The 22,113-nt window shown below is 55.0% G+C and carries 18 protein-coding genes and 1 tRNA gene; 9 read left to right on the top strand and 10 right to left on the bottom strand.

The window, feature by feature from the left end; translation table 11 throughout:
* Nucleotides 1–39: 39 nt before the first annotated feature.
* Nucleotides 40–1,041 carry a glutamate formimidoyltransferase gene (gene ftcD / locus A3850_RS09975; RefSeq protein WP_068216111.1) on the top strand — a complete coding sequence of 334 codons (1,002 nt, stop codon included), beginning with the start codon at nucleotides 40–42 and terminating at the stop codon, nucleotides 1,039–1,041.
* 98 nt (nucleotides 1,042–1,139) lie between these two features.
* On the opposite strand, the gene A3850_RS09970 is transcribed toward ftcD, so the two are convergent.
* Both A3850_RS09970 and A3850_RS09965 read right to left on the bottom strand, forming a co-directional pair.
* The gene (locus tag A3850_RS09970) at nucleotides 1,140–2,294 is read right to left on the bottom strand and encodes an adenylosuccinate synthetase (protein WP_068216109.1); all 1,155 of its coding nucleotides are present in this window, start codon (nucleotides 2,292–2,294) and stop codon (nucleotides 1,140–1,142) included.
* A 24-nt stretch (nucleotides 2,295–2,318) separates the two neighbouring features.
* Nucleotides 2,319–3,197 (bottom strand): hypothetical protein, encoded by an 879-nt coding sequence (locus A3850_RS09965; protein ID WP_157501043.1) that lies wholly within the window; start codon nucleotides 3,195–3,197, stop codon nucleotides 2,319–2,321.
* A gap of 446 nt (nucleotides 3,198–3,643) precedes the next feature.
* On the opposite strand from A3850_RS09965, the gene fsa reads away from it, so the two are divergent.
* The 3 genes from fsa to A3850_RS09950 all read left to right on the top strand — a co-directional run bounded on the left by fsa (nucleotide 3,644) and on the right by A3850_RS09950 (nucleotide 5,525).
* A complete protein-coding gene (gene fsa, locus A3850_RS09960; protein WP_068216104.1) occupies nucleotides 3,644–4,303 on the top strand; it encodes a fructose-6-phosphate aldolase in 660 nt (219 codons plus the stop codon).
* An 87-nt stretch (nucleotides 4,304–4,390) separates the two neighbouring features.
* Entirely contained in the window at nucleotides 4,391–4,897 is a 507-nt protein-coding gene (locus A3850_RS09955) for an NADPH-dependent FMN reductase (RefSeq protein WP_068216102.1), read from the top strand.
* A gap of 118 nt (nucleotides 4,898–5,015) precedes the next feature.
* Complete coding sequence (locus A3850_RS09950) at nucleotides 5,016–5,525, top strand: DUF937 domain-containing protein (protein WP_068216100.1); 510 nt, start codon at nucleotides 5,016–5,018, stop codon at nucleotides 5,523–5,525.
* Between the two features lie 374 nt (nucleotides 5,526–5,899).
* Here the strand turns inward: A3850_RS09950 and A3850_RS20590 are convergent, their stop codons facing one another.
* The 4 genes from A3850_RS20590 to A3850_RS09930 all read right to left on the bottom strand — a co-directional run bounded on the left by A3850_RS20590 (nucleotide 5,900) and on the right by A3850_RS09930 (nucleotide 7,547).
* A complete protein-coding gene (locus A3850_RS20590; protein ID WP_068216097.1) occupies nucleotides 5,900–6,163 on the bottom strand; it encodes a GIY-YIG nuclease family protein in 264 nt (87 codons plus the stop codon).
* Nucleotides 6,164–6,388: 225 nt separating this feature from the next.
* Nucleotides 6,389–6,462, bottom strand: a tRNA-Asp gene (locus tag A3850_RS09940).
* Nucleotides 6,463–6,688: 226 nt separating this feature from the next.
* Nucleotides 6,689–7,030, bottom strand: coding sequence for an energy transducer TonB (locus tag A3850_RS09935; protein WP_068216096.1), 342 nt, complete (start codon nucleotides 7,028–7,030; stop codon nucleotides 6,689–6,691).
* Nucleotides 7,014–7,547, bottom strand: coding sequence for a hypothetical protein (locus A3850_RS09930; RefSeq protein ID WP_068216094.1), 534 nt, complete (start codon nucleotides 7,545–7,547; stop codon nucleotides 7,014–7,016). Before A3850_RS09930 ends, A3850_RS09935 begins: the two co-directional genes overlap by 17 nt.
* A gap of 270 nt (nucleotides 7,548–7,817) precedes the next feature.
* Here A3850_RS09930 and A3850_RS09925 point away from each other — a divergent pair, with 270 nt between their 5' ends.
* On the top strand, nucleotides 7,818–8,840 hold the full coding sequence (locus A3850_RS09925; RefSeq protein ID WP_068216092.1) for an AraC family transcriptional regulator: 1,023 nt from the start codon (nucleotides 7,818–7,820) through the stop codon (nucleotides 8,838–8,840).
* Between the two features lie 80 nt (nucleotides 8,841–8,920).
* On the opposite strand, the gene A3850_RS09920 is transcribed toward A3850_RS09925, so the two are convergent.
* Nucleotides 8,921–9,247, bottom strand: coding sequence for a co-chaperone YbbN (locus tag A3850_RS09920; RefSeq protein WP_068216090.1), 327 nt, complete (start codon nucleotides 9,245–9,247; stop codon nucleotides 8,921–8,923).
* 168 nt (nucleotides 9,248–9,415) lie between these two features.
* Nucleotides 9,416–12,241: a sigma 54-interacting transcriptional regulator gene (locus tag A3850_RS20515; protein WP_157501041.1), complete on the bottom strand. Its 2,826-nt coding sequence runs from the start codon at nucleotides 12,239–12,241 to the stop codon at nucleotides 9,416–9,418.
* Between the two features lie 452 nt (nucleotides 12,242–12,693).
* Here A3850_RS20515 and metH point away from each other — a divergent pair, with 452 nt between their 5' ends.
* From metH to A3850_RS09900, 3 genes are all read left to right on the top strand, one after another.
* Nucleotides 12,694–16,413 carry a methionine synthase gene (gene metH, locus A3850_RS09910; RefSeq protein WP_068216088.1) on the top strand — a complete coding sequence of 1,240 codons (3,720 nt, stop codon included), beginning with the start codon at nucleotides 12,694–12,696 and terminating at the stop codon, nucleotides 16,411–16,413.
* A gap of 86 nt (nucleotides 16,414–16,499) precedes the next feature.
* Nucleotides 16,500–17,648, top strand: a complete 1,149-nt coding sequence (locus A3850_RS09905) for a T9SS type A sorting domain-containing protein (protein WP_068216086.1) — start codon at nucleotides 16,500–16,502, stop codon at nucleotides 17,646–17,648.
* Nucleotides 17,649–17,678: 30 nt separating this feature from the next.
* The gene (locus tag A3850_RS09900; RefSeq protein ID WP_068216083.1) at nucleotides 17,679–18,509 is read left to right on the top strand and encodes an alpha/beta hydrolase; all 831 of its coding nucleotides are present in this window, start codon (nucleotides 17,679–17,681) and stop codon (nucleotides 18,507–18,509) included.
* Here the strand turns inward: A3850_RS09900 and A3850_RS09895 are convergent, their stop codons facing one another.
* Nucleotides 18,510–19,814 carry an aminotransferase class I/II-fold pyridoxal phosphate-dependent enzyme gene (locus tag A3850_RS09895; protein WP_068216082.1) on the bottom strand — a complete coding sequence of 435 codons (1,305 nt, stop codon included), beginning with the start codon at nucleotides 19,812–19,814 and terminating at the stop codon, nucleotides 18,510–18,512. It abuts the gene before it with no gap.
* A 111-nt stretch (nucleotides 19,815–19,925) separates the two neighbouring features.
* Here A3850_RS09895 and A3850_RS09890 point away from each other — a divergent pair, with 111 nt between their 5' ends.
* On the top strand, nucleotides 19,926–21,428 hold the full coding sequence (locus tag A3850_RS09890) for a sulfatase-like hydrolase/transferase (RefSeq protein WP_068216079.1): 1,503 nt from the start codon (nucleotides 19,926–19,928) through the stop codon (nucleotides 21,426–21,428).
* Between the two features lie 8 nt (nucleotides 21,429–21,436).
* Here A3850_RS09890 and A3850_RS09885 read toward each other — a convergent pair whose 3' ends face one another.
* Nucleotides 21,437–22,111 (bottom strand): toxin-antitoxin system YwqK family antitoxin, encoded by a 675-nt coding sequence (locus tag A3850_RS09885; protein ID WP_157501039.1) that lies wholly within the window; start codon nucleotides 22,109–22,111, stop codon nucleotides 21,437–21,439.
* Nucleotides 22,112–22,113 lie beyond the last annotated feature (2 nt).

Below are 22,113 nucleotides of genomic sequence, written 5' to 3'. Positions count from 1 at the left end.
TTTCGCGGCAAAGTTAGTCAACGAAATCTCCTCCGAAATATGTCTCTGCCGAAACGATTGATCGAGTGCGTGGCCAATGTATCGGAAGGTCGGTCGCTTGACGTCCTGGATCAACTTTCCGCCGCCATCGATGCAGTTCCCGGCTGCCAACTACTCCACCGGGATGCCAACGTGAGCGCTCACCGAACGGTGTTCACTTTTGCCGGCACTCCGGAGGGGGTTACCGAAGCGGCCTTTCAGCTATACGCTACCGCTCAGCGGCTGATCGATATGCAACAACACAGTGGTGAGCATCCCCGAATCGGTGCCGTGGACGTTTGTCCGCTGGTCAATATCAAAGACGTGAGTCAGGCAGAACTGGTGGCGCTGTCGCAGGTGCTGGGGATGCGGGTCGGGGAGGAACTACAAATACCGGTATTCCTTTACGAGCAAAGTGCGACCGCCGAGCACCGCCGTAACCTGGCTACCATTAGAAAAGGGGAATACGAAGGGCTCGAGCAAAAAACCAAAAGCCCGGACTGGAAACCAGACTTCGGCCCGGACTACGACGCCAAATTTGGGGCCACCGTCCTGGGCGCCCGCCCCTTCCTGATCGCCTGGAACATCAATATGGAACCGGGGACGCCGCTCTCCGTAGCTAAGGACTTAGCCGCCAAACTGCGCGGCAGCGGCAGACGCGGAACACCAGGGCTCTTTCCCGGCCTTAAAGCTATTGGCTGGGAGATTGAGGAGTTCAACCGCTGCCAGATCAGTTGCAACGTAGTGGATCCAGACAAAACGGACCTAGCCCGGGTCTACCTCACCGCCGTCAACCTAGCAGAGGAGGCAGGTTACCGTATCACCGGCTCCGAACTGATTGGCCTCATCCCAGAAAAGTACCTACGCAAGGCCGGCAAACCCTTCTGTTTCGACGGCACCCCCGAAGGTGAATTATCCGCCGCCGTAAGCGTACTCGGGTTGGATGATCTGGGGGATTTTGATTACGAAGACCGTGTCCTGGAACGGTTGATGGCTAAGCATCTGGCAGACTCTTCACTGTAGACTACAGACTATAGACTAACGACGCCCGGCCGCTCCAGGAACCTTAAGCTGCGCTCCGCTTGGGCTTAAGCCCGCCTGGAGAGCCTCATTACTTCAGACTATAGACTACAGACTAATAAATCCCCCACCTCGCTAGCATTAGTATAAACCCTATCCTCGGTGAAGCCAAGGCGCCCCCCAAGATCTGCCGAAGAACCGAGGCGGATACGCCTACCGTCATCCGTGGCGAACCACTCTCCTTTCAACTGGTCGAGGCAGGTTACAACGAGGTTTTTATGACAAGCATGGGCATAGTGGTTGTCCATCGCCAGTGCGAAGCGAAGTTGGTCCAGATCGAGCAGGCTACGCCGTTGCGGGCCCTGCCAGGGGTTGGTAACGTTCGTCTCGTTGGGCGTAGGATGGAGATTTGGTTCGAGGTGCTCGTTGGTCAACGGTCCGTTCCCGTGGCGCGTCTGGTAGGCCCGGGTGACGTAGAATATTTCCGGCAAGGGCAGGCCGGCCGTAGCGATTAACTCCATAGCATTCCGAGAGCTAACGTGAGCCCGGGTGACGTGGGGAAAGTAGCCGAAATCCTGGTCGAGCAACAAACCCTGGCTGCCTTCGAAGACGATGGTATCGTAACCCTTCGCCAGACTCGCCAGTGAATGCGCCACGTACTTTTGGGGATGATGTGAACGGAAGTAGTTCACTGCATCATGAAAAACCATCAATTGCTCCCGGAGAGCATCCGTATCGTACGTAACGCCGAGTCGATTTCCGTAGTAGGTAGCCACGGCTTGCAACTTTTGCTCGAGGATGAAGTCATCGTAGAGGTCCAGGACGTGCAATTTGGCGGGCCCTTCGTGGCGGGCAACGGTGGCACCGAAGCCGAGGCCGCAGCTGCCGTGGCGCTCTTTAGTCTCCAGCTTGCGGTTGTAGAGGACGTCGTAGGGAGTTGTCACTGGTGCCAGTCCGTCCGTATAGAGTACGGGGGTGGTGCCGAGCTTGAGCAGCGCCTCCCGTTCGCGCTGGAACCCGACCGGATTAAAGGTGCAGTACCTACTATAATAGGTTGGTGCCCCGGCCAGGGTGCCCGCCCCGAAGTTGCTAAAGACGTGGCGGGTACCTTCCCGGGTAACAACCGTATGGCCGGCCTGGTGGCCTCCGGAGAACCGCACCACGAGCGGGGAATCAGCCTGACGGCAGAGGAAGTCAGTAGTGAGCCCCTTGCCTTCGTCGCCGAATCCGAGGCCGATGACCAATTGGGTTTTCATGGTGCGATTCTTTTTAAGATATGGTTAGAGGATCGTGGCTTCGTCCTCGCCGTAGGGCCAGGACTTTTTACCGGCCGTCAGCGTATCGGTGGACTCGGCCTGGCTGACGACGGCTACGATGTTGGCAATCAACTCGCCCAGCTTGGTGTGGTCATCCAGCGGGATGAAGCGCTTACCGAGTAGCTCCTTCCAGTAGCCAAAGACGTTCTTATTATTCCGGTAGCCGGTGGAGTTGATGTGAATGTGGAAGACGTGGTACTGCTCCTGGGCTTTTGCCAGTAGTTCCGCCGCGGAACGATTCGCCGGGGTACGTTCGTAACCGTAGAGCCGGCTAAGCAATTCCCCTTCGGCGATGTGGTGGGAACGTTCGTCGCCAACCGTGAAGAGGAAGCCTTTCTTGCCCCGTTTCTCGAAGCAGTCGATACTCGTGTGGTTGGCCGCTACGTGCCAGGCGAGTTGGTAGCTTTCCTCGCCACTGCCGCCACCTCCGCCTTCGAGGAAGAGCTTTTTAAGGGCTTCATTGATGAGTTCGGTACTGGATTCAAACTGGCCCACCTGGAGCGGTGCCCGGTCGCTGTATTGGTCGCCGATGGCGGAGAACATGATCTGTGGGTCATCAACGCCGGCCTTAATCATCGTATCCATCAGGGCACCCAATTGGTTGCGGACGAGGTCTTCGGGGACCATCCCCATGGAGCCCGTCACGTCCAGGAAAAGACCGATGGCCAGAGAGTTGGGGTGGTCATCAGAGTCGCGGCTCTCCCGTTTGCCGAGGCGGAAGGGATCGAGAGCTGGGTCGATCCGGCGGTGGTGGTTGGCGGTGAAAAGTTGATCGCGCGATTTCCCGGCGTATCTTTTCTGGTAAGCGTTGTAGGTGCTATTAGACCATTTTCCGTATCCCATGATGGTACATTTTAAAGGGTGAAGAAAGAGTTGTACGGCCCCATCCATACTGGAGCGAGCCATACTACAAGATTGCTTAGTTTAATTGTTAAGCTATCTTGATGACGTAAAGGTACGGGTACTTAGTTTATAAAGCAAACTAAGTACAAATATTATTCCTTTTTCTTGCTTGCCCCTGATTCCTTCGTCTGTAGTCTACAGTCTGTAGTCTTTAGTCTGTAGACTGTCCTCAAATTGCAGGAACCACATCCGGTCTAGGATCTAAAATCTAATTTCTAACGTCCCCCTAAACATTGCACCTGCGGCAGCGCCCGTTTACTTATGGTGAATTCAAAGTAAAGTTTATTGTTCCTAGTGATTTGGCGGGAAACAACGGTGGGTTTTGTACGTTTGTACTAGCGACGCACCGTTTTGGACCGTCGTAAACCACACAAAAACCACCCAGCATGAAGTTCTTTATTGACACGGCTAACCTTAATGACATTAGCGAAGCGGAAGCTCTCGGCATCCTCGACGGCGTGACGACCAACCCCAGTCTGATGGCCCGCGAAAAGATCAGTGGCGAAGCCAACGTGATCGAGCACTACAAGAAAATCTGTGACATTACGAGTGGAGACGTGAGCGCGGAAGTGATCAGCACCGACCTCGACGGCATGAAGCGGGAGGCCGAGCAACTGATCAAGATTGCGGACAACATCGTGATCAAGATCCCCATGATCAAGGACGGTGTGAAGGCACTCGCTTGGGCGACTAACCAGGGCATCCGGACCAACTGTACATTGGTATTCAGCGCCGGCCAGGCCATCCTCGCCGCGAAGGCGGGTGCGACTTACGTCAGCCCCTTCATCGGCCGCATCGATGATATTGGTTGGAACGGCATGCAACTGATTGAAGACATCGCCGAAGTTTACGCCGTGCAGGGCTTTGAGACGGAGATCCTCGCTGCTTCCATCCGGTCTGGCAAGCACATCGTAGAAGCCGCTAAGGCTGGTGCCGACGTGGTGACCTGTGGACTGAGCGCCATCGAGAGCCTCCTTCACCACCCACTTACCGACAACGGTTTGGCGAAATTCCTCGCCGACCACAAGAAGGCAGCCGGCCTGTAAGGAACCGACCGCTAACATTACGAAACCCCACGTTGCTACTGCCGCGTGGGGTTTTGTAGTTTGGGCCACACCCTGAACCATCCCGTTATGAAATTGCTCGTTTCCGGTAGCCCCCACCTCGAAAGTTCCAATAGTCGCTTTCTCGCCGCCATTGGTCAGCTAAGCGGGACCGGTGAGTACCTACCGGCTACTTACCTGGCGGAACTGCCCGTCTTCCAACCAGCGTTGGACCACGCACCCTGGCCGGCAAACGTACTGCGGTGGCGAGAGGACGTCGCAAGCGCCGAAGCTATTTTCATCTGTACGCCGGCCTACCTACACAACATCCCCGGCGTCCTTAAAAATGCGTTGGATTGGCTAGCCTCTAGTGGGGAGATGTCCGGCAAATCGGTCGTAGCTATGACGCTGACGCCAAACGCGCCGCGTGGGGAGAAAGCGATGCAGTCACTCCTCTGGTCACTATCAGCGCTGGATGCCCGGGTGGTGGCCGCCGCGCCCTTTTACCGCGATGACGTCAGGACGGACAGCGAAAGCCAATTCACGAACCCGGCAACGGCCGAAATGCTTCAGGCGCTGTTGGAAATGCTCCCGTAGACAACAATATGGATACGTGGCCCATACGTACGGATAGTATCGCTTTGAATAATTACATTAGCGGACGGATAATTCATCCATTCATACCGGGGTTCTCTCTCCCCATAAACAACACCACATGTTAGACGCAATCATGGGCGCCGTAAAGGGCCAGATCGTAAGCACCATTTCAGAAAAGACCGGCCTCGACTTGGGTCAAGCTGAGCAGGCCATCCCCCTCGCGCAGGAATCCGTCACCGAAGGCCTCACGAGCGCCGTATCCGGCGGCAACGTGGACGGCATCCTCGGCATGCTCACTTCCGCCGTTGGCGGTGGCGGCGAAGGCTTGCTCAGCAACAACGTATATAAAGGTATCGCCGGCTCCTTCGTGAGCAAGCTGACCTCTTCCCTCGGGCTGGATTCCGGCATTGCCAGCACCATCAGTAGCCTCGCGTTGCCGATGATCATGAATAAACTGGGCGGCGCGACGCAGGCGGAAGGGGATTCCGACGGTATTGACGCTGGTTCCCTCATGAGCACCCTCGGCCTTGATGCGGGTAGTCTGCTCGGTAACGCTGGTAAGCTCCTCGGTGGAGGTGGCGACAGCGGCGGCGGTATCGGTGGGATGCTGGGTGGTTTGCTTAAATAAGCTGCCAACCACTTCGTGAAAAGGCGATCAATTCTGCGGAATTGGTCGCCTTTTTTTGGTTGGTCTGTTTGCGAAAGCTTCTTTGGTAGGTCGGGGTTGTGAGTCAAAAGTCTTTTAGAAGCGCGAAAATTCACCCACGAAGGAGGCCGGGATCTGTTTTGACCTTTGGTCAAACCTGATTTGATGCGCAGCTACTTCGAGGTCCGGCCTATCACGGTGATGCGCTGCGCGTCTACTTCGTGGTCCTACCGGGATCGTGCTTCAAATATTATTCTGTAAACGCAAAAAGCCACCCCCGAAGGAGTGGCTTTTGTGCGGTCTGGACGGGACTCGAACCCGTCCCGATTTAATCGGGACCGTGACAGGGCGGCATTCTAATTGTGCTTTATGCCTGGGCCGTTCTCGATAAGCCATGATAGGTATTTATGACTCTTTGCTTTCTTTAGTCTAATTTCTCTCTTCCGCGCTTCGGTATGGTCTTCAAATTCTTCAGAATATCTCAGCACCCATGGTCCTTTAGCTTTGGTCCAATTTGATCCTCCTTCATTATGCGTTTTTACACGTGTAGCTAAGTCCTTAGTGTAGCCGACATAATATTTTCCGTCAGTCTCGCTTTGAATAATATACACCCAACTCATAGTGTCGCATTTTTAGAAAGGTACGCCATCGACGAAGATTAAATGAGTGTTGTCTTGATCGGAACCGTGACAGGGTGGCATTCCCTTAAACGCAAAAGTCACCCCCAAGAAGTGGCTTTTGTGCGGTCTGGACGGGACTCGAACCCGTCCCGATCAAATCGGGACCGTGACAGGGCGGCATTCCTCATAAACGCAAAAGCCACCCCCGAAGGAGTGGCTTTTGTGCGGTCTGGACGGGACTCGAACCCGCGACCTCCGCCGTGACAGGGCGGCATTCTAACCAACTGAACTACCAGACCGTAGCTCTTTTGCAGCGGGAACAGCGATCATTTTCACTGCGTGATTCCCAAATGCTGCGCAAATATAGAACGGCCAAGATTACATGCGCAAGCTTTTCAGCATTTATGCCCGTTCTTTTTTTACATCCCTACCGTATCGCCTTGATAATCAAGCCGAAGGAGATTGAACTTTTTTCACGAGCATTTTCATACTTGGCAGCCGTGGTCTGGTCTACAATTCTGTGGCCTAATTCAGTTCAAACTGGATGGGCATCGTGAAGCGCACCCTTACCCTGGCTTCGTTCTGGATCCCGGGCCGGAAGTAGGCCTTTTCATTGTTGATGGCTTCCAGCGCAGAGATGGCCATCTCCGTACAACCGCCTCCTACCCCGCGCAGGGTTTTGATGTCGCTGATGCTTCCGTCGGTTTCCACGACGAAGGAGAGCACCACTTTACCTTCGATCCCGTTTTCTCGCGCCGGGGCGGGGTAACTGATGTGCCCGTAAATGAAGGTCATCAGGGCTTTGTCGGAACACACCTTGCGATCCGCTCCACTCATCTCCCAGCAATCTTTACCGAAGGTGGGCATATGCTGCACGAAAAGCAGCGGCTCTTTCGGCGGGGGTGGCGGGGGCTGCCGGAGGTGCCGGGCTGGGGGGAGCGGGTGGCGCCGGGGGGAGGACTTCGTCTTCCGGGTCCACGTCCATACTTTCGAAGGGAGGGGTGTCCTCAATGAGTTCGTCGGGTAGCGCTTCCACTACGGGAGGGGGCGGCGGCGGAGGGGGTGGCGGGCTATACGGCGTAGGAGGAATGTGGGTTTCGATAACCTCCAACTCACCTGGCTCGATTTCGAAGGTAGGTTGCCCGGCGTTTGGCTGCGTCCAATTGATGGTGAGGACGCTGGCGGCAATGGCTACGCACAATCCCAGACCGTGGATGGGCTCACTCAGGCTGAACATGGCGCGGTGGTGCTCCAAGTTCGTTCTTGCAAGGACGGATTTACGCAACACGATCCGCCGCAATAGATAAATAGAAAGGCCGGTCCCGGCGCACAGGGCTACCAGCCCTAGTAGCACGGTGGTGCTACTAAAGTTAAGAGAAAACATAGGACTTGAGTTTGATTTAGGAATTACCGCATACGTCCGGCCGGGGGTCTGCTTGAAGCGATCAGCACTTCAAATTCAGTGCTGAGCTACTGGCCAACAGATGCAGATCAATATCTATTTGGTGGATACTGGATTGCAAACAGTTATCTTTCCAACGGAAGTTTGTCCACATTCAAACACCCACTTCCCTTGCACCCGCGGCAGCGCCCTGTTATCCATACACCTGCAATAATTGGCCAAACATCGTTAGTAAGCGTGGGTTCAGATAGTATGAATTCCCCGATTGAACTGCACGTAAAGCGAGACAAAGCACCCGCGATGGTTGCTGAAATGGCACGGATCCTCAAGCTACCGATGGAGAAAGATTGCCAGAAGAGCTTCCTGCAACTGACGCCACCGTTCGGCCAGGGATTCATTATGTCTTACCACGCCAGCGATGGGCTTGACGCCGTGATTTTGGACTGCAGACTCTCGCAGCCATTGCACTTGACGCTGCATGGGCCCGACGCCCAACCGATGCACCTCTTCACTATTTCGGAGGGCGCCCTGAACGTAAAATCTGAAAAGGGAAGCTTTTCTTTAACTCCACTACAGGCAGCTATCCACGGCGACTACGGTGACGGGGAATATGCTTTGGTCCTTCCATCCGAAACTAAAGTAACGGTGCTGATGACGATGATTCACCGCAAGCTGTTTTTCGAAGAGATTGCCTGTGGCGTACTCAAATTGCCAGCGGAGTTACTTAGGGTAATAAAGGGAAGCGGAGAGACCCACCAGCAATTCCTCTACACCGATATTTTCCACTTACCCGCCGTGGATGCCGTCCAGGAAATAGTGACGAATAAGGACCGCGGACTTTTGCATAGCACGCACTGCTCGGCCATGATCTACCAAAACATGTACTTGCTCCTCAATGAGTATAAACGGCAGTCTAATTTTTCGAACCGGAGAATTTTGCGCGGCGCGGAGAAAATCAAGTTGATCCAGGCCGCAGAAAAGATTATTGGCAGCAACCTACAGAGCCCCCCCACTATTCCCATGCTGGCAAAAATGGTGGGCATCAACCAGCAGACCCTAAAGAATGGGTTCCGGCAAGTGTACGGGATGACGATCAATCAGTATTTAACGGAACGCCGCCTGACGCAGGCTAGCGCCTTGATTGCTACGGGTGGCATGAGTATTGGAGAGATTGCCGACTGCGTTGGTTACGCTAATGGAGGATACTTCTCCCGCAAGTTCAAGGAGAAATATGGCGTTGCGCCCAGTAAATTCAATGAGCTACAGGAAAGCTAAAACAACCGATTAGCGAGTGAGAGTTGGAATACCAACTAAAGGGATTCGCGACAGATTTAATATCTAAGTGGCGATGCGCTCTACAGATAGGGAGCGACGGACGCGCGTAATTTATTCCGGGAAGTGGTTCCAGAAAGCATGTCCACTATCTCGTGGTTGCGAAGAATTATCGTGGTAGGAACCTGAGAGATGCCCAGCTTACGGGCGATGTTACCGTACTTCTCAATATCGATGATCTGAAGCCCGATATCTTCCCCGTGTTCTTCTTTGAGATCTTGCAAATAATTGCGGAAGAGAAAGAAGCTGCCCACCCAGGCTGCCGTGAACGCTAAAACCACTACCCGGCGCTCGCTGTTGGCGAGCCAGTCTGCTAGGTAATCTTCATTAGCATTTTTCTTGTCAGTCACAACGGTGGTCTTCGGGCAGCGGAAACTAGTCCGCTATTGTCATCTATACGTAAGCAAGATAAAGCTTGTTCACGGCCGCGCAAGCACATTGTTTAATTTTGTCCGCCTGCGTTTACTTCAGCCGTCTCAAAATTAAGCGTTAACCAGGAAATTACTGCTGGTGATTCTTTAAACCAGGTACTCCTTCTTCTCGATTTTCAGCTTGCGGATTTTGCTCAATAGCGTGCGATCATTCAAGTCGAGTAATACCCCTGCTCCTTGCGGACCAGTAATTCTGCCGCCCGTCATCTTTAGGGCATCGATGATGTATTTCCTCTGCATCTCCTCAAAACTCAGGAAGACCTCTCCCCCACTTGCTACGGCCTTACGTGGGCGAATGAACTCAATGGAGAGGGTATCCGACTGGCAAAGCACCACCGACCGCTCGATGATGTTCTCTAACTCGCGGATGTTTCCCGGGAAGGAATAGTTCTGTAGGCGCTTGATTCCCGCAGAGCCGATCTTCCTGATGGTTTTCCCCTGGCGCTTGGCGTACTTCTGCGTGAAATATTCGATGAGCACTGGGATGTCGTCCGGCCGGTCCCTCAGCGGGAGGTTGTGAATTGGGAATACATTCAGGCGGTAGTACAGATCCTCCCGGAATTTTCCTTCCCGGACCATTTGCTGGAGGTCCCGGTTCGTAGCTGCAATTAGGCGGACATCTACCTTAATAGTTTCCTCACCTCCTACCCGCGTAAACTCGTCCTCCTGTAGTACGCGCAGCAGTTTGGACTGCAGGTCGAGGGGCAATTCGCCAATCTCATCGAGAAAGATTGTACCCCGGTCGGCCATTTCGAAGCGACCTTTCTTACGGTTGATCGCACCGGTGAAGGCGCCCTTCTCGTGGCCGAAGAGTTCACTTTCAATCAAGCTTTCCGGAAGGGCTGCGCAGTTTACCTTGATGAGGGGGAAGTCCTCCCTGGCACTCAACTGATGGACGGCCCGCGCCAGTAACTCCTTACCCGTACCCGTCTCACCCGTAATGAGCACGGTCGTGTTGACGTCAGCTACCTGCCCCACCTGCGTGAGTATTTTCTGGTACTTTTTACTGACGGTAATGATGTTGTTGACGTTGTACTTCGTGTCGTTCTCCTGGCGCAGGGTCAGGTTTTCATCACGAAGCCGGTCACGCATAAATTCGATCTCGGTGTAGGCGGACTCCAGTTCTTCTCTTTCCTGAGCGTGGATGGAGAAATCCCTCGCCGTCAGCACAAAATAGTTATGCCCGTCGTGCTTCAATTGGGCGACGGTAAGGTTCATTTGTATCTCCGAGCCATCGGCTTTTTGTAAGGTAAAATCTTGTGTGCCACCTGGTGCAATCAGGTTGAGATCAACCGTAGGGAGCACTTTGGCTAGGGGAAGCCCAATGATGTTTTTTACTAGCCGTTCTGGTAGGACTTTGCGCAGTGTCTCGTTGGCGTATTGTATCTGAAGATCTTCGTCTAACCATAAAATGCAGTCGACAGCCGTATCGAGGGCTACTTTGGAGAGGCGCAACAAGCGTTCCTTCTCGACCTCCGTACTAATATCGTACAGGTAGATACAGGCCAACTCCTCCCCTTCATAGTTGAGATAGTTGATCTTCATCCGGACGGGCAGGCCGTCATTCTCTTTTCTACGCAGTAGGGTTTCGCGGACGATCACCTTGGTTGAACGCAACTCCTCCCACGATACCTGCTGGGCGGGGTTGCTGGTGTCGTACAGGTCGCTGGTGAGGATCTTCTTGGCATCAGCACTTGTGTAGCCCGTCTGGTCCGTGAAGGCCTGGTTGACTGAATATATGCTTCCGTCTGGCTTCCCCCAAATGATCATCTCCTCCGTTTGGTCTACGGTGAATTCGATCAGTCGTTGTCGTTTTTCTTCTTGCCGCTTCGCGGTAATGTCACGGCTGATACTGCACGCGAACTCTTCCTTTCCAAAACGGATGTAGTTGACGACGGAGGTGATTACTATTGTATCTCCCTGCTTATTAACGATCTCGTAATCTAGTTCCAGGTACTTTTCGGTACGCAGCTCCTCCCAGAACGAGGCTTTGGCCTCTTCCGTGAATCGTGGCGCGAAGTCGCGCACTAGGAGAGTTGAAACTTCTTGGGGCGAGTAACCCAGTACCCGTTCCACGGCTGAGTTTGCGTACCGCACCGAACCGTCGGGCCTCGTCCAGAAAATGAGATCTTTAGCGCGTTGGAGACTAAAGGCAGCCAGTTCCGCAAATTTATCCTGGCCAATTTCTCCTTTTGGGTTAGTGACTTCGCTTTTACGAACCGTCCCGAAGAGATGATTAACGTTAAACTCGTTGCCAACGGATTCGCAAGTGAAGGCAAGTAAGTGCGTTTGTGAGGAAGACTCTACGACGAATTCGGCCGATTGTTGGCCGGGCGATTTCAGCAGGGCGGAAGCGATTTCGGCTAGACGCAAGAAGTCTTCCGTAGCCATCTTATCCTGCAAAAGTTCGCCAATTGATTCGCCGGCCAAATTACCCTCGGGCAGCCCTAGCAGCGCACGGCAAGTAGCAGAAGCGGTGATGGACCGATCTACCCGGTGGTAGGTCCAACTCCCAATCCCGGACTCCCTCTCCAGCATCCTTCGTTCGCCACGTCGTAGTTCAGGGATAATGAGATCGCGCAAGGTGATCAACGTATTGGCATCAGTAATCTTACTGATCGTGACGCTAACCGGCCGTAAGTAATCTCTACCGGTCTCCAACTCAGTATCGTAAGCGTGGGAGTTTCCAATCTGTAAGCCGTTCAGTAGCGTCCGCCACCGTTTGAGGGTTGCGTTGGCATCCAAACCGGCCCATCGCTGACCCACAACTTCCTCGGAGGGCATGATGAAAAGGTCGGCAGCGGCCTCGTTCAGGGTCAACACCTTACTGTTCTGCCCGACCAGCAAAGCGGGTAGCCGCAACCCGGAGAACAGGTTGGTAAAAAAGGATACCGGATAAGGCGAAGAACTCAAATTTGTAGCGCTGGTATTGGTCGGTCAAAAAGCCTGAAAATTCAGGAACAAACTACAACAGTAGGAATGCCTACAAATATACCAACTTGGAGGATCGAAAATGCTTAATTAGGCGTAGTCTACATTTCACACTCAACTTAACAATGTGGTGCCGCGAAATAATGGCCCCACCGTATTGAAAAGGAGTTTTCCTTCGGGTCCATTTACCCGCTTAATAAAAAACTCCCGGCGACATCCACAAAAGTGGACATCACCAAGGAGACCCATACCCCACGAAAGGCAGGGCCTGACAAAGGTCGTTCCTTGAATTCATACTCTCCAGCATATATAGAAACATAAATAGCACAATCGGAAACACGACGTCCACCATTCAGCTCTTCGTAATTCCCATTCCTATTGCGCGCGCCTCCCCCACGGGATAAACTATCTTTGCGGAAGGAAAAACCCACCCTATGCACCGGCTATCCATCGAGGAACTCTTCAACGAAAAAATACTCGTCCTGGACGGCGCAATGGGTAGCCTCATTCAGGGCTACGGGCTCACCGAAGCGGATTACCGTAAGGGCTATTTTGAAGACCACCCCAGCGACCTGAAGGGCAACCACGATCTCCTCGTCCTGACGCGGCCCGATATCATTCAGGAAATCCACGAACAGTACCTGGAAGCGGGCGCTGACCTACTGGAAACCAATACCTTCAGCGGCACTACCATCGCCCAGGAAGACTACGGCACGGAAGGGATCGTCTACGAGATGAATGTCGCCGCCGCCAAAGTTGCTCGCGCCGCTGCCGACAAGTACACCGCCGCCAACCCTAAAAAACCGCGCTTCGTAGCCGGTGCCGTCGGGCCTACCAACCGTACGCTGAGCATTAGCCCTGACGTCAATGACCCCGGTTACCGGGCCATCACCTTTACCGAGTTGGCGGAAGCCTACACTACGCAAATCCAAGGCTTGGCGGATGGAGGCGTGGACCTCATCCTCATTGAAACCATCTTCGACACGCTCAACGCTAAGGCCGCCCTATTCGCCTTAGAAACCGTGCGCCAACGGATTGATCGACCTCTACCGGTTATGATCTCCGGCACGATTACGGACGCCTCCGGCCGAACGCTTTCCGGGCAAACCGTCGAAGCCTTTTACATTTCCGTAGCGCACGCTAAACCACTTTGCGTGGGCCTCAACTGTGCCCTTGGTGCTCAGGAAATGCGGGTCCACTTAGCAGCTTTATCAAAAGTAGCCGAATGCAACGTTCACGCCTACCCTAACGCTGGGCTCCCCAATGAAATGGGAGAATACGACCAGGATGCTGAGGAAATGCAGACTTACATCCGCGACTTTGCTGGGAGCGGGTTTGTGAACCTCATTGGAGGTTGCTGCGGTACCACACCCGCCCACATTGCGGCGATGGCGAGAGCCGTGGAAGGTTTGCCCCCGCGGAAAATACCTACGCTCCCAGGCTACTCCACCTATTCCGGGTTGGAGCCGCTCGTCGTCAGGCCCGAAACCAATTTCATCAACGTTGGGGAACGCACCAACGTGACCGGGTCTCGAAAATTCAGCCGGCTGATTATGAACGGTCTTTACGATGAGGCCCTCGACGTCGCCCGCCACCAGGTTGAAGGCGGCGCTCAGGTAATCGACGTAAATATGGACGAGGGGCTCCTCGACTCCAAGGCGGCCATGGTCACTTTCCTGAACCTGCTCATGGCCGAGCCCGACATCGCCAAACTGCCGATCATGATCGACTCCTCCAAGTGGGAAGTCATCGAAGCTGGCCTGCAGTGCGTACAGGGCAAGTGTATCGTCAACTCCATTTCGATGAAAGAGGGCGAGGAGGAATTTCTCCGCCAGGCCCGCCTCGTAAAGGCGTACGGCGCAGCGGCCATCGTGATGGCTTTCGACGAAACTGGCCAGGCGGACACCGAAGAACGCAAGGTTGAGATCTGCACCCGCGCCTACAATCTGCTCATAGATCAGGCAGACTTCCCACCCCAGGACATCATCTTCGACCCCAACATCTTCGCCGTAGCTACCGGCATTGAGGAGCACAACAACTACGGGGTTGACTTCATTGAAGCCACCCGCCGCATCAAAGAGAACTGCCCCGGGGCGAAGATCAGTGGTGGGGTTTCCAACGTCAGCTTTTCTTTTCGGGGGAACAACGTCGTCCGCGAAGCCATGCACTCGGCATTCCTGTATCACGCGATTGGAGCGGGGATGGATATGGGCATCGTCAACGCTGGTATGATCGAGGTTTACCAGGATATACCCGACGACCTACTCACCTCCGTCGAAGACGTCATCCTTAACCGCCGCCCGGACGCTACGGAGCGTTTGACCGACCTCGCCGAAAGCCTCAAAAACGTCGGCGGCCGTACCGTCGTCAAAGATCTCGCGTGGCGGGAAAGCACCGTCGAGCAGCGTCTCCAACACAGTCTCGTCCGGGGCATTACGGAATTCATTACCGAAGATACCGAGGAGGCCCGCCTGAAGTACCCCCGCCCCCTCCACGTCATCGAAGGGCCCCTGATGGATGGGATGAACGTCGTTGGCGACCTTTTTGGATCCGGCAAAATGTTCCTCCCCCAAGTCGTCAAATCCGCCCGGGTGATGAAGCAGGCGGTGGCCTATTTGAACCCGTTTATTGAGCAGGAGAAAATCGACCTCGCTGAAGCCGGTGGAGAAAAAGCAGAGGAGACCACCGGCCGCCAGTACAAAGGCAAAATCCTTCTAGCCACCGTCAAAGGTGACGTGCACGATATCGGCAAGAACATCGTCGGCGTCGTCCTGGCTTGTAATAACTATGAGATCATCGATCTCGGGGTCATGGTGCCCGCCAACAAGATCCTCGACGAGGCGCAGCGGCACGACGTTGACATCATTGGACTATCCGGCCTCATTACGCCATCGCTCGATGAGATGGTCAACGTGGCGGCGGAGATGGAGCGGCGGGGTATGACTACACCCCTACTGATTGGTGGTGCAACCACTAGTAAAACCCACACCGCCCTCAAGGTGGAACCGGCTTACACCAAAGGGCCGACTGTCCACGTGCTAGACGCAAGCCGGGCGGTTACCGTTGCGGGTAACCTACTGGATGGCGAAGAGGCGGACCGAACTGCCTACCGGGAGAGCATCACGGCGGAGTACGTGCGCGTACGCGACCACCGGGCGAAGCAGCAACGGGGCAAGAAAGCCATCCCGATTGCCACGGCCCGGGAAAACCACCTCAAAATTGACTGGTCCGCCTACACCCCACCCGTCCCGTCTTTCACGGGCACCAAGGTATTCGAGAACTACGATCTTGCGGAGTTGGAGGCTTACATTGACTGGACGCCCTTCTTCTCCAGTTGGGGCCTGGCGGGCAAATTCCCCGCAATCCTCACTGACGAAGTCGTTGGCAAAGAGGCGACCCAACTTTACGAAGAGGCGCGGGCGATGCTCCGGCAGCTCATCGACGAAAAGTGGATCGGGGCACGGGGCGTCATCGGCTTCTTCCCGGCTACTGCGGACCCACTGACGGATACCATCAAAGTGCACGATCCGGGGGCGCTGCCGCAGGTGCAATGTAAGTTGTACCACATCCGCCAACAAAGTAAGAAGGCCGCGGGAAGACCCAACCAATCACTTACGGACTATCTCGCCACGGAAGAAAGCGGGAAGACGGACTACCTCGGCGCCTTCGCCGTTACGGCCGGCATCGGGATCGAACCCCACATCAAACGCTTTGAGGAAGCGGGTGACGACTACAACGCCATTATGCTCAAGGCGCTCGCAGATCGTTTAGCGGAAGCTTTTGCCGAACGGATGCACCAACGCGTCCGGATGGAGTTCTGGGGCTACGCGCCGGACGAAGCCGTCACCAACGAACAATTGATCGCCGAAGAGTATCAGGGGATTCGCCCCGCCCCCGGCTACCCCGCTTGCCCGGAGCATACGGAAAAGACCAAACTCTGGGAACTGCTCGACGTAGAAGCCAACACCGGAATTGAACTCACGGAATCGATGGCCATGTACCCCGCTTCCAGCGTTAGCGGTTGGTATCTCAGCCATCCGGATGCCAAGTACTTTACGGTCCGGGGCATTCAGGATGACCAGGTAGCGGAGTACCAAGCCAAGAAAGGATGGGACGATGCGACCACCGCCCGCTGGCTCGACCCTATCCGATAAATTCCTACCTTGAGGATGCTTTTGGCCAACGATTTTAACGCCCTGACCTTTCTACTTTATATCGCCTGACATCAACACCGGACTGAATGAAACAATGTTTACTATTCCTACTGCTGTTGGTAAGTGCAGTCAGCCTTTCCGCACAGGAAGAACTCACTGCCAACTACTTTCCCGTAGTCGGTGATACGCTGCGGACCACCACGGCCGATAGCGCCTGGGCGGCAGGGCTGGATCTGCAACTGGAAGGAGGGATGGACCTGAGCTGGGATTTCAGTGACCCGGTACCCCTCGTGCAGGGTCTCGCACCGGTAACGGCTCCCGATGATGACCTTTTCCCGGCGGCAGACCTCGTCATCACCCAAAACCTTTTCAACCGAAACTATTACCGCACCACTGCCAACGCGCTCGAATTGGTTGGCACCTCGACCCGGGTCGCTTTGCTACCTGATTTTGGTCTCGATACCCCGGTGTCCCCTGCCATCGCGGAACGGCGTACCGGCGTCAGCACCGGAGACGCTTTTGACGTTGGGTTCGACGTAGTGACAACGCTCTCCCCCGATAGCATCCCCGCCGAAGCACTCGCCTTACTACCCGAAGGCGCCCTCGCCTTCGTCGATTCCATTCGGCTTACGGTAGCGACTACCCGTACGGATGTGTACGATGCGGATGGCGTGGTATTGTTGGACGAGACTTCCTATCCCGTCCTCCGTGAAAAACGGTTGCAGTCGGCATTCATCTCCGTGGAAGTACGGTTACCTTTCGTTGGCTACACGGACATTGCTGCCTTCCTGGGAGACGACGCTGAAGGCCTCGGCGCTTTCCTCGGCCAGCAGGATACCGTTGTGACTTACCTCTGGTGGAACAACGACAGTAAGGAACCCATCGCGGAAGCGCAGACCTCCAATGAGGGTGATTTGATTTCCTTTCAGTACAAACAAGCCCTGGAATCCACTTCCACCTCCGGCCCCTTCGCTAACCAGGCGGAAATCATGCTTTACCCTAATCCGGTCACCGACTACTTTTCTTACAAGGTTGAAGGCGTGCCTGCAGGCCGTTACTACCTCAGCGTGGTGAACATCCTCGGGCGGGAGATGCTGCGCCGGGAGTTTACCGCCATTGGTGACCAGACAAAGCTTACCGTGGACGTCGCCCAGTTTCCAGCGGGCACCTACGTAGCCAGCCTACGGAATGACCGGGGGCTCATCATCTCCTCCCGCAAAATGCTGGTCCGGTAGGAATACCGTTCAAGTCCCTAACTTGGCGAGATGCGTATCTTCTTCCGAGCCTTGCCCTACTTTCTTGCCCTTTTCCTCTGCACCTGCGCCAGCGCCCAACCGGCCGTGCGGAAGAACTACGAGACGCGCACTGACATTGCCTACCAGCCGACGCTGCAAGACGACTATGTGCAGGAGCGGTGCAAACTCGACCTTTATTACCCTACGGATAGTACCGGTTTTGCGACCATCGTGTACTTCCACGGTGGCGGGTTAGAATTTGGGGGGAAGCACTTTCTTGAGGCTTGGAAAAATCAGGGCGTTGCCGTGGCTTCCGCGAATTACCGCCTGCACCCCAAGGTGAAAAACCCAACCTACACCGAGGACGCCGCCGCCGCGGTTGCCTGGGTGATGCAGCACATCGATGAATTTGGCGGTGACCCGAAAAGGATCTACGTGAGCGGCCACAGCGCCGGCGGCTACCTGACTTCGATGATCGGGATGGACACAACCTACCTCGCCGCCCACGGCGTACACCCGGACAGCCTGGCCGGATTGATCCCCTTCAGTGGCCACACCATCACTCACTTTACGCCCCGCAAAGAGCGCGGGCTTGCCTGGAATAATGTAGTCGTAGACAAATACGCACCGATCCATCACCTACGGATCAGTGACCTGCCCATTGCCCTCATCACGGGAGACCGCGAACTGGAATTATTCGGCCGCTACGAAGAAAATGCCTACTTCTGGCGCATGCTTGTAGCCAGCGGGCACAAAAAGGCTACGCTCTACGAACTAGATGGTTTTGGCCACAGCCCAATGCTCCGGCCCGCCGCTATTCTGGCGCTGGACCTCATCAGACAGTGGGAAAAGCAGGATTAGCTAGACCTGTTTAGCCCGGCAGTAATAGGTGAAGCGGCGCATAGCTTCCCGCAAAGTGGCGGGGGGGACGCCCGTAAATACCATGCGAAACCAGCCACGCTGATCGCTTCCCATTCCGACCGGGTAGGTGAGCAAAAGGCCCGTTTTCCCGTAAATGTCTTTCCACAATTCGACCCAGGCGTCGTCGGTATCCTCCGTTAAGAATTTGGACAGATCGAACCAGACGAAGAGACTTCCGACGGCGGGCACGTAATCGATTTGCAGCTCGCGCAGGGCTTTAATAACGATCAGGTAACTAGGTGTGAGATTACGTTCGGTTTGCATCCACTGACGAATCCAGTCCGTCTGTGGTAGCAGTTCCGATAACAACCACTGGGTGTAGTTGGAGGTAGTACTGGGAGCTCCGTAGTTGCGGTAGGCGGTGATCAATTGTTCGTTCTTGGTGTAGAGCGCACCAACCCGCAAGCCGGAAATACCGAAGTCCTTACTGAAGGAATACCACCAGTGGAAGTAATCTGATTTACGTTGCTCCAACTGAGAAAGGCAGGACACGAACCACTGGCGGTCTTCGTAGTCGGCGGATAATTCCGGGTGGTCCTGATCAATGAGAGAAAGGGCGTAAATTTCATTAACTACGCAATGGATGCGACGCTCTTCACACCAGGTGACGGCCGCAAAGATCTGGTCCTCCGTAAATACCTGCCCGGTCGGATTATTGGGGTGGGTGAGAATGAGCAGCTTGAATTGCTCACTCAAGTCGGCGTAGGCGCGGTCGAGATCCTTTATGGTAAGATTATAAACGCCGGGGTGGTCTACCGAGTCAGCAAGCTGCAGATCGTAGCGTTGCAGATCGGATTTGAACTGAATGTCCGGCGTGTAGCCTCCGTAGGCGGGGCCCGGTATCACGGCGTAGTCGTCCGGGCTAGCCAGGAGAAAAGAGGTCATTTCAATTACGGCCGTAGCCCCGGCGGAAACGGCCAGGCATTCGGGATCGAGGGCGTCACCGCCCAATTCCTGGCTGAGGAAGCTAGCCAGAGCGGCCCGCAAGTCTGGATGGCCTAAGGTATCGGTGTAGCTGGCGACCCAGTCTGGGCAAGCTTTTTGGGAACCGATCTCTCGTAGCTTCTCCCGGAGGCTGTTCCACCCCAGCAGGTTCTCGGCGATACAAAGAGGGATTGCCCCTTCCGGGTTTTTCACGGCGTCATACTCGTTTTGCATGACCTCGTTGAAGAGGTCGAAATCGGCGCGGAGGGGGGTGCGGGCGGCAACGGCGCCACGTGGGCTGAGGGTAGAGGGCTGCTTCATTGGAACGGGAACTGTTTTTTCGTCAGCAAGGTTGGGCGGTGCCTGATGGCTCCCGCTCACCTGGTGAAGTAACGTGAGGATAATGATTACCCTGCGTCTTATTTTCGGGCTATGAAGTTGCTCTTTTCTTTCACTTGCCTGTTGCTGTTGACCACCTGTTCTACTACGGAGCCCAGTTCGACAACTAACATCCCCGAACGGCCGAACATCCTCTTCATCTTTACGGACGACCAGGCCTACGATGCCATCGGTGCGCTCGGTGATGGGCAAGTAATTACCCCGAACCTGGACCGATTGGTCAACTCAGGCACCACCTTCACCCACGCCTACAATATGGGCGCCTGGCAACCCGCCGTTTGCCTGGCCAGCCGCGCCATGATCAACTCCGGCCGGAGTGTTTGGCAGGCGCAACGCATGACCGAACGCTGGCGGGCGCAAGACCAGGAAGCGATGGATCAAAATTGGGCACCCCTCATGCGAGCGGCTGGCTACCAAACCTATTTCACGGGGAAATGGCACGTGGACGCGCCCGCTACGGACCAGTTCGACCGCGCCGCCAACGTCCGACCGGGCATGCCCCACGATGGGTACCCGTTCCCGGTAATTGATGCGCTGAGACAACGCCACAACGAAGTGGTACCGATCGACTCGCTTAAGAAATACTGGCCAGCCGGCTACAACCGCCCTCTCCATCCAACCGACGATAGTTGGAGCCCTACGGATACCAGCTACCAAGGCTTTTACGCCGGTGGGCGCCACTGGAGTGAGGTCGTAGCGGACGATGCGGAAATATTCCTGGGGGAGGTGCGGAATGCTGACGCCCCCTTCTTCATGTACCTCGCCTTTAACGCACCCCACGACCCCAGGCAGGCGCCCCAAGCTTACCAGGACCTGTATAACGTGGAGGACATCACGGTACCAGCTAGTTTCCTACCTCGCTATCCCCACGCCAACCTGATCGGAAACGGCAGCGGGATGCGCGACGAAGACCTGGCACCCTACCCCCGCACCGAATTAGCCGTCAAAACCCACCGTAAGGAATACTACGCCAGCATCAGCCATCTGGACGCACAGGTCGGGCGCATCCTTCGGGCACTCAGCGCTTCTGGTGTGAAGGATAACACCATCATCATCTTTACGGCGGATCACGGCCTGGCCGTAGGGAACCACGGCTTCATTGGCAAGCAGAATTTATACGATCACTCCGTGCGCGTCCCACTAATAGTCGTTGGCCCCGGCATTGAAGCGGGCCGCAAAATTGATACGGACGTTTACTTGCAGGACGTGATGCCCACCGCGTTGTCGCTGGCCGGAGTGGAGCAACCCGACTACGTATACTTTAATTCCCTCCTGCCGCTTTTGCAAGATGATGCGCCTTCCCCCTACCCCGCCATTTACGGGGCCTACGTGGATTACGCCCGGAGCATTCGGAAAGATGGATACAAACTCATCGTCTATCCGAAGGCTAAAGTGCAACGCTTGTACAACGTGGCGGAAGACCCCAGAGAATTGCGTGACCTCATCGCACTGGAACCCGAAAAAGCGGCGGCATTACTGACTGACCTACGGGCCCTGCAAGCGGAATTGGGAGACGATCTTTCCTTGACCTGGTAAGCGGTTAATTACTCCTCCCAATTCGGCATGGTCATGTCCGGTGCTTCGGGGGCGGAGAAGGTGCTGTCCGGCGTCCAGCTTGTCCGGCAGAGGCCAACTTCGCAATTCATGACCTTCTCCAATTCGCCACTGGTAGTATAGAGGTGGAGGATACCATCCTCTTTGGCCCCGGGCACGTAGGTACCACTGGCTTTCGGGCGGCCATTATCGTACCATTCGCGGAAGGGGCCTTCTTCTTCGTTTTCGGAAAAGGTCACCTCTTCCCGGAGGGCTCCATTTTTGTAGTAGCCTAACCATTTTCCGGCCATTTCTCCTTCGGTGTAGTTACCGCGCTGCTTGGGTTGGCCGTCTGCGTAGTAATTGATGTAGGCGCCATCGAATGCCCCGTTCCGGTAGTTTTCGTTGGCCAGCAGTTTGCCATCTTCGTAATACACTTGTCTGGCGCCCTCCAGTTTCCCGGCTACGTAATTTTCCTCTTTGAGTAGGGTACCGTTGGGTAGATACTGCTTTAGAGTTCCCTCTATCTCACCGGTTTCCGGATCAGTTTGGTATACGGTACGGAAGCCTTCCTCATCCAGCTCATCGTGGGATTCATAATTGTTGCAGGCAAAAATAAAGACGGTGGCGATCAGTAGAAAGAGAAGTTGACGCAACATCTGGGTGGTACTTTTGGGTGAAGGCATAT

The sequence above is a fragment of the Lewinella sp. 4G2 genome (assembly GCF_001625015.1).
GTDB lineage: Bacteria > Bacteroidota > Bacteroidia > Chitinophagales > Saprospiraceae > Neolewinella.
This window is presented reverse-complemented; position numbering and strand designations above follow the sequence as displayed.

Bases quoted from the DNA above. Each gene is read 5' to 3' on its own strand.
- metH (WP_068216088.1), top strand. From the start codon at position 12,694: ATGCACCGGCTATCCATCGAGGAACTCTTCAACGAAAAAATACTCGTC.
- A3850_RS09930 (WP_068216094.1), bottom strand. From the start codon at position 7,547: ATGTTTTCTCTTAACTTTAGTAGCACCACCGTGCTACTAGGGCTGGTA.
- A3850_RS09935 (WP_068216096.1), bottom strand. From the start codon at position 7,030: ATGCCCACCTTCGGTAAAGATTGCTGGGAGATGAGTGGAGCGGATCGC.
- A3850_RS09885 (WP_157501039.1), bottom strand. From the start codon at position 22,111: ATGCCTTCACCCAAAAGTACCACCCAGATGTTGCGTCAACTTCTCTTT.
- A3850_RS09895 (WP_068216082.1), bottom strand. From the start codon at position 19,814: ATGAAGCAGCCCTCTACCCTCAGCCCACGTGGCGCCGTTGCCGCCCGC.
- A3850_RS09970 (WP_068216109.1), bottom strand. From the start codon at position 2,294: ATGAAAACCCAATTGGTCATCGGCCTCGGATTCGGCGACGAAGGCAAG.
- A3850_RS09965 (WP_157501043.1), bottom strand. From the start codon at position 3,197: ATGGGATACGGAAAATGGTCTAATAGCACCTACAACGCTTACCAGAAA.
- A3850_RS09905 (WP_068216086.1), top strand. From the start codon at position 16,500: ATGAAACAATGTTTACTATTCCTACTGCTGTTGGTAAGTGCAGTCAGC.
- A3850_RS09950 (WP_068216100.1), top strand. From the start codon at position 5,016: ATGTTAGACGCAATCATGGGCGCCGTAAAGGGCCAGATCGTAAGCACC.
- A3850_RS09925 (WP_068216092.1), top strand. From the start codon at position 7,818: ATGAATTCCCCGATTGAACTGCACGTAAAGCGAGACAAAGCACCCGCG.
- A3850_RS20590 (WP_068216097.1), bottom strand. From the start codon at position 6,163: ATGAGTTGGGTGTATATTATTCAAAGCGAGACTGACGGAAAATATTAT.
- A3850_RS09900 (WP_068216083.1), top strand. From the start codon at position 17,679: ATGCGTATCTTCTTCCGAGCCTTGCCCTACTTTCTTGCCCTTTTCCTC.
- A3850_RS09955 (WP_068216102.1), top strand. From the start codon at position 4,391: ATGAAATTGCTCGTTTCCGGTAGCCCCCACCTCGAAAGTTCCAATAGT.
- fsa (WP_068216104.1), top strand. From the start codon at position 3,644: ATGAAGTTCTTTATTGACACGGCTAACCTTAATGACATTAGCGAAGCG.
- ftcD (WP_068216111.1), top strand. From the start codon at position 40: ATGTCTCTGCCGAAACGATTGATCGAGTGCGTGGCCAATGTATCGGAA.
- A3850_RS09890 (WP_068216079.1), top strand. From the start codon at position 19,926: ATGAAGTTGCTCTTTTCTTTCACTTGCCTGTTGCTGTTGACCACCTGT.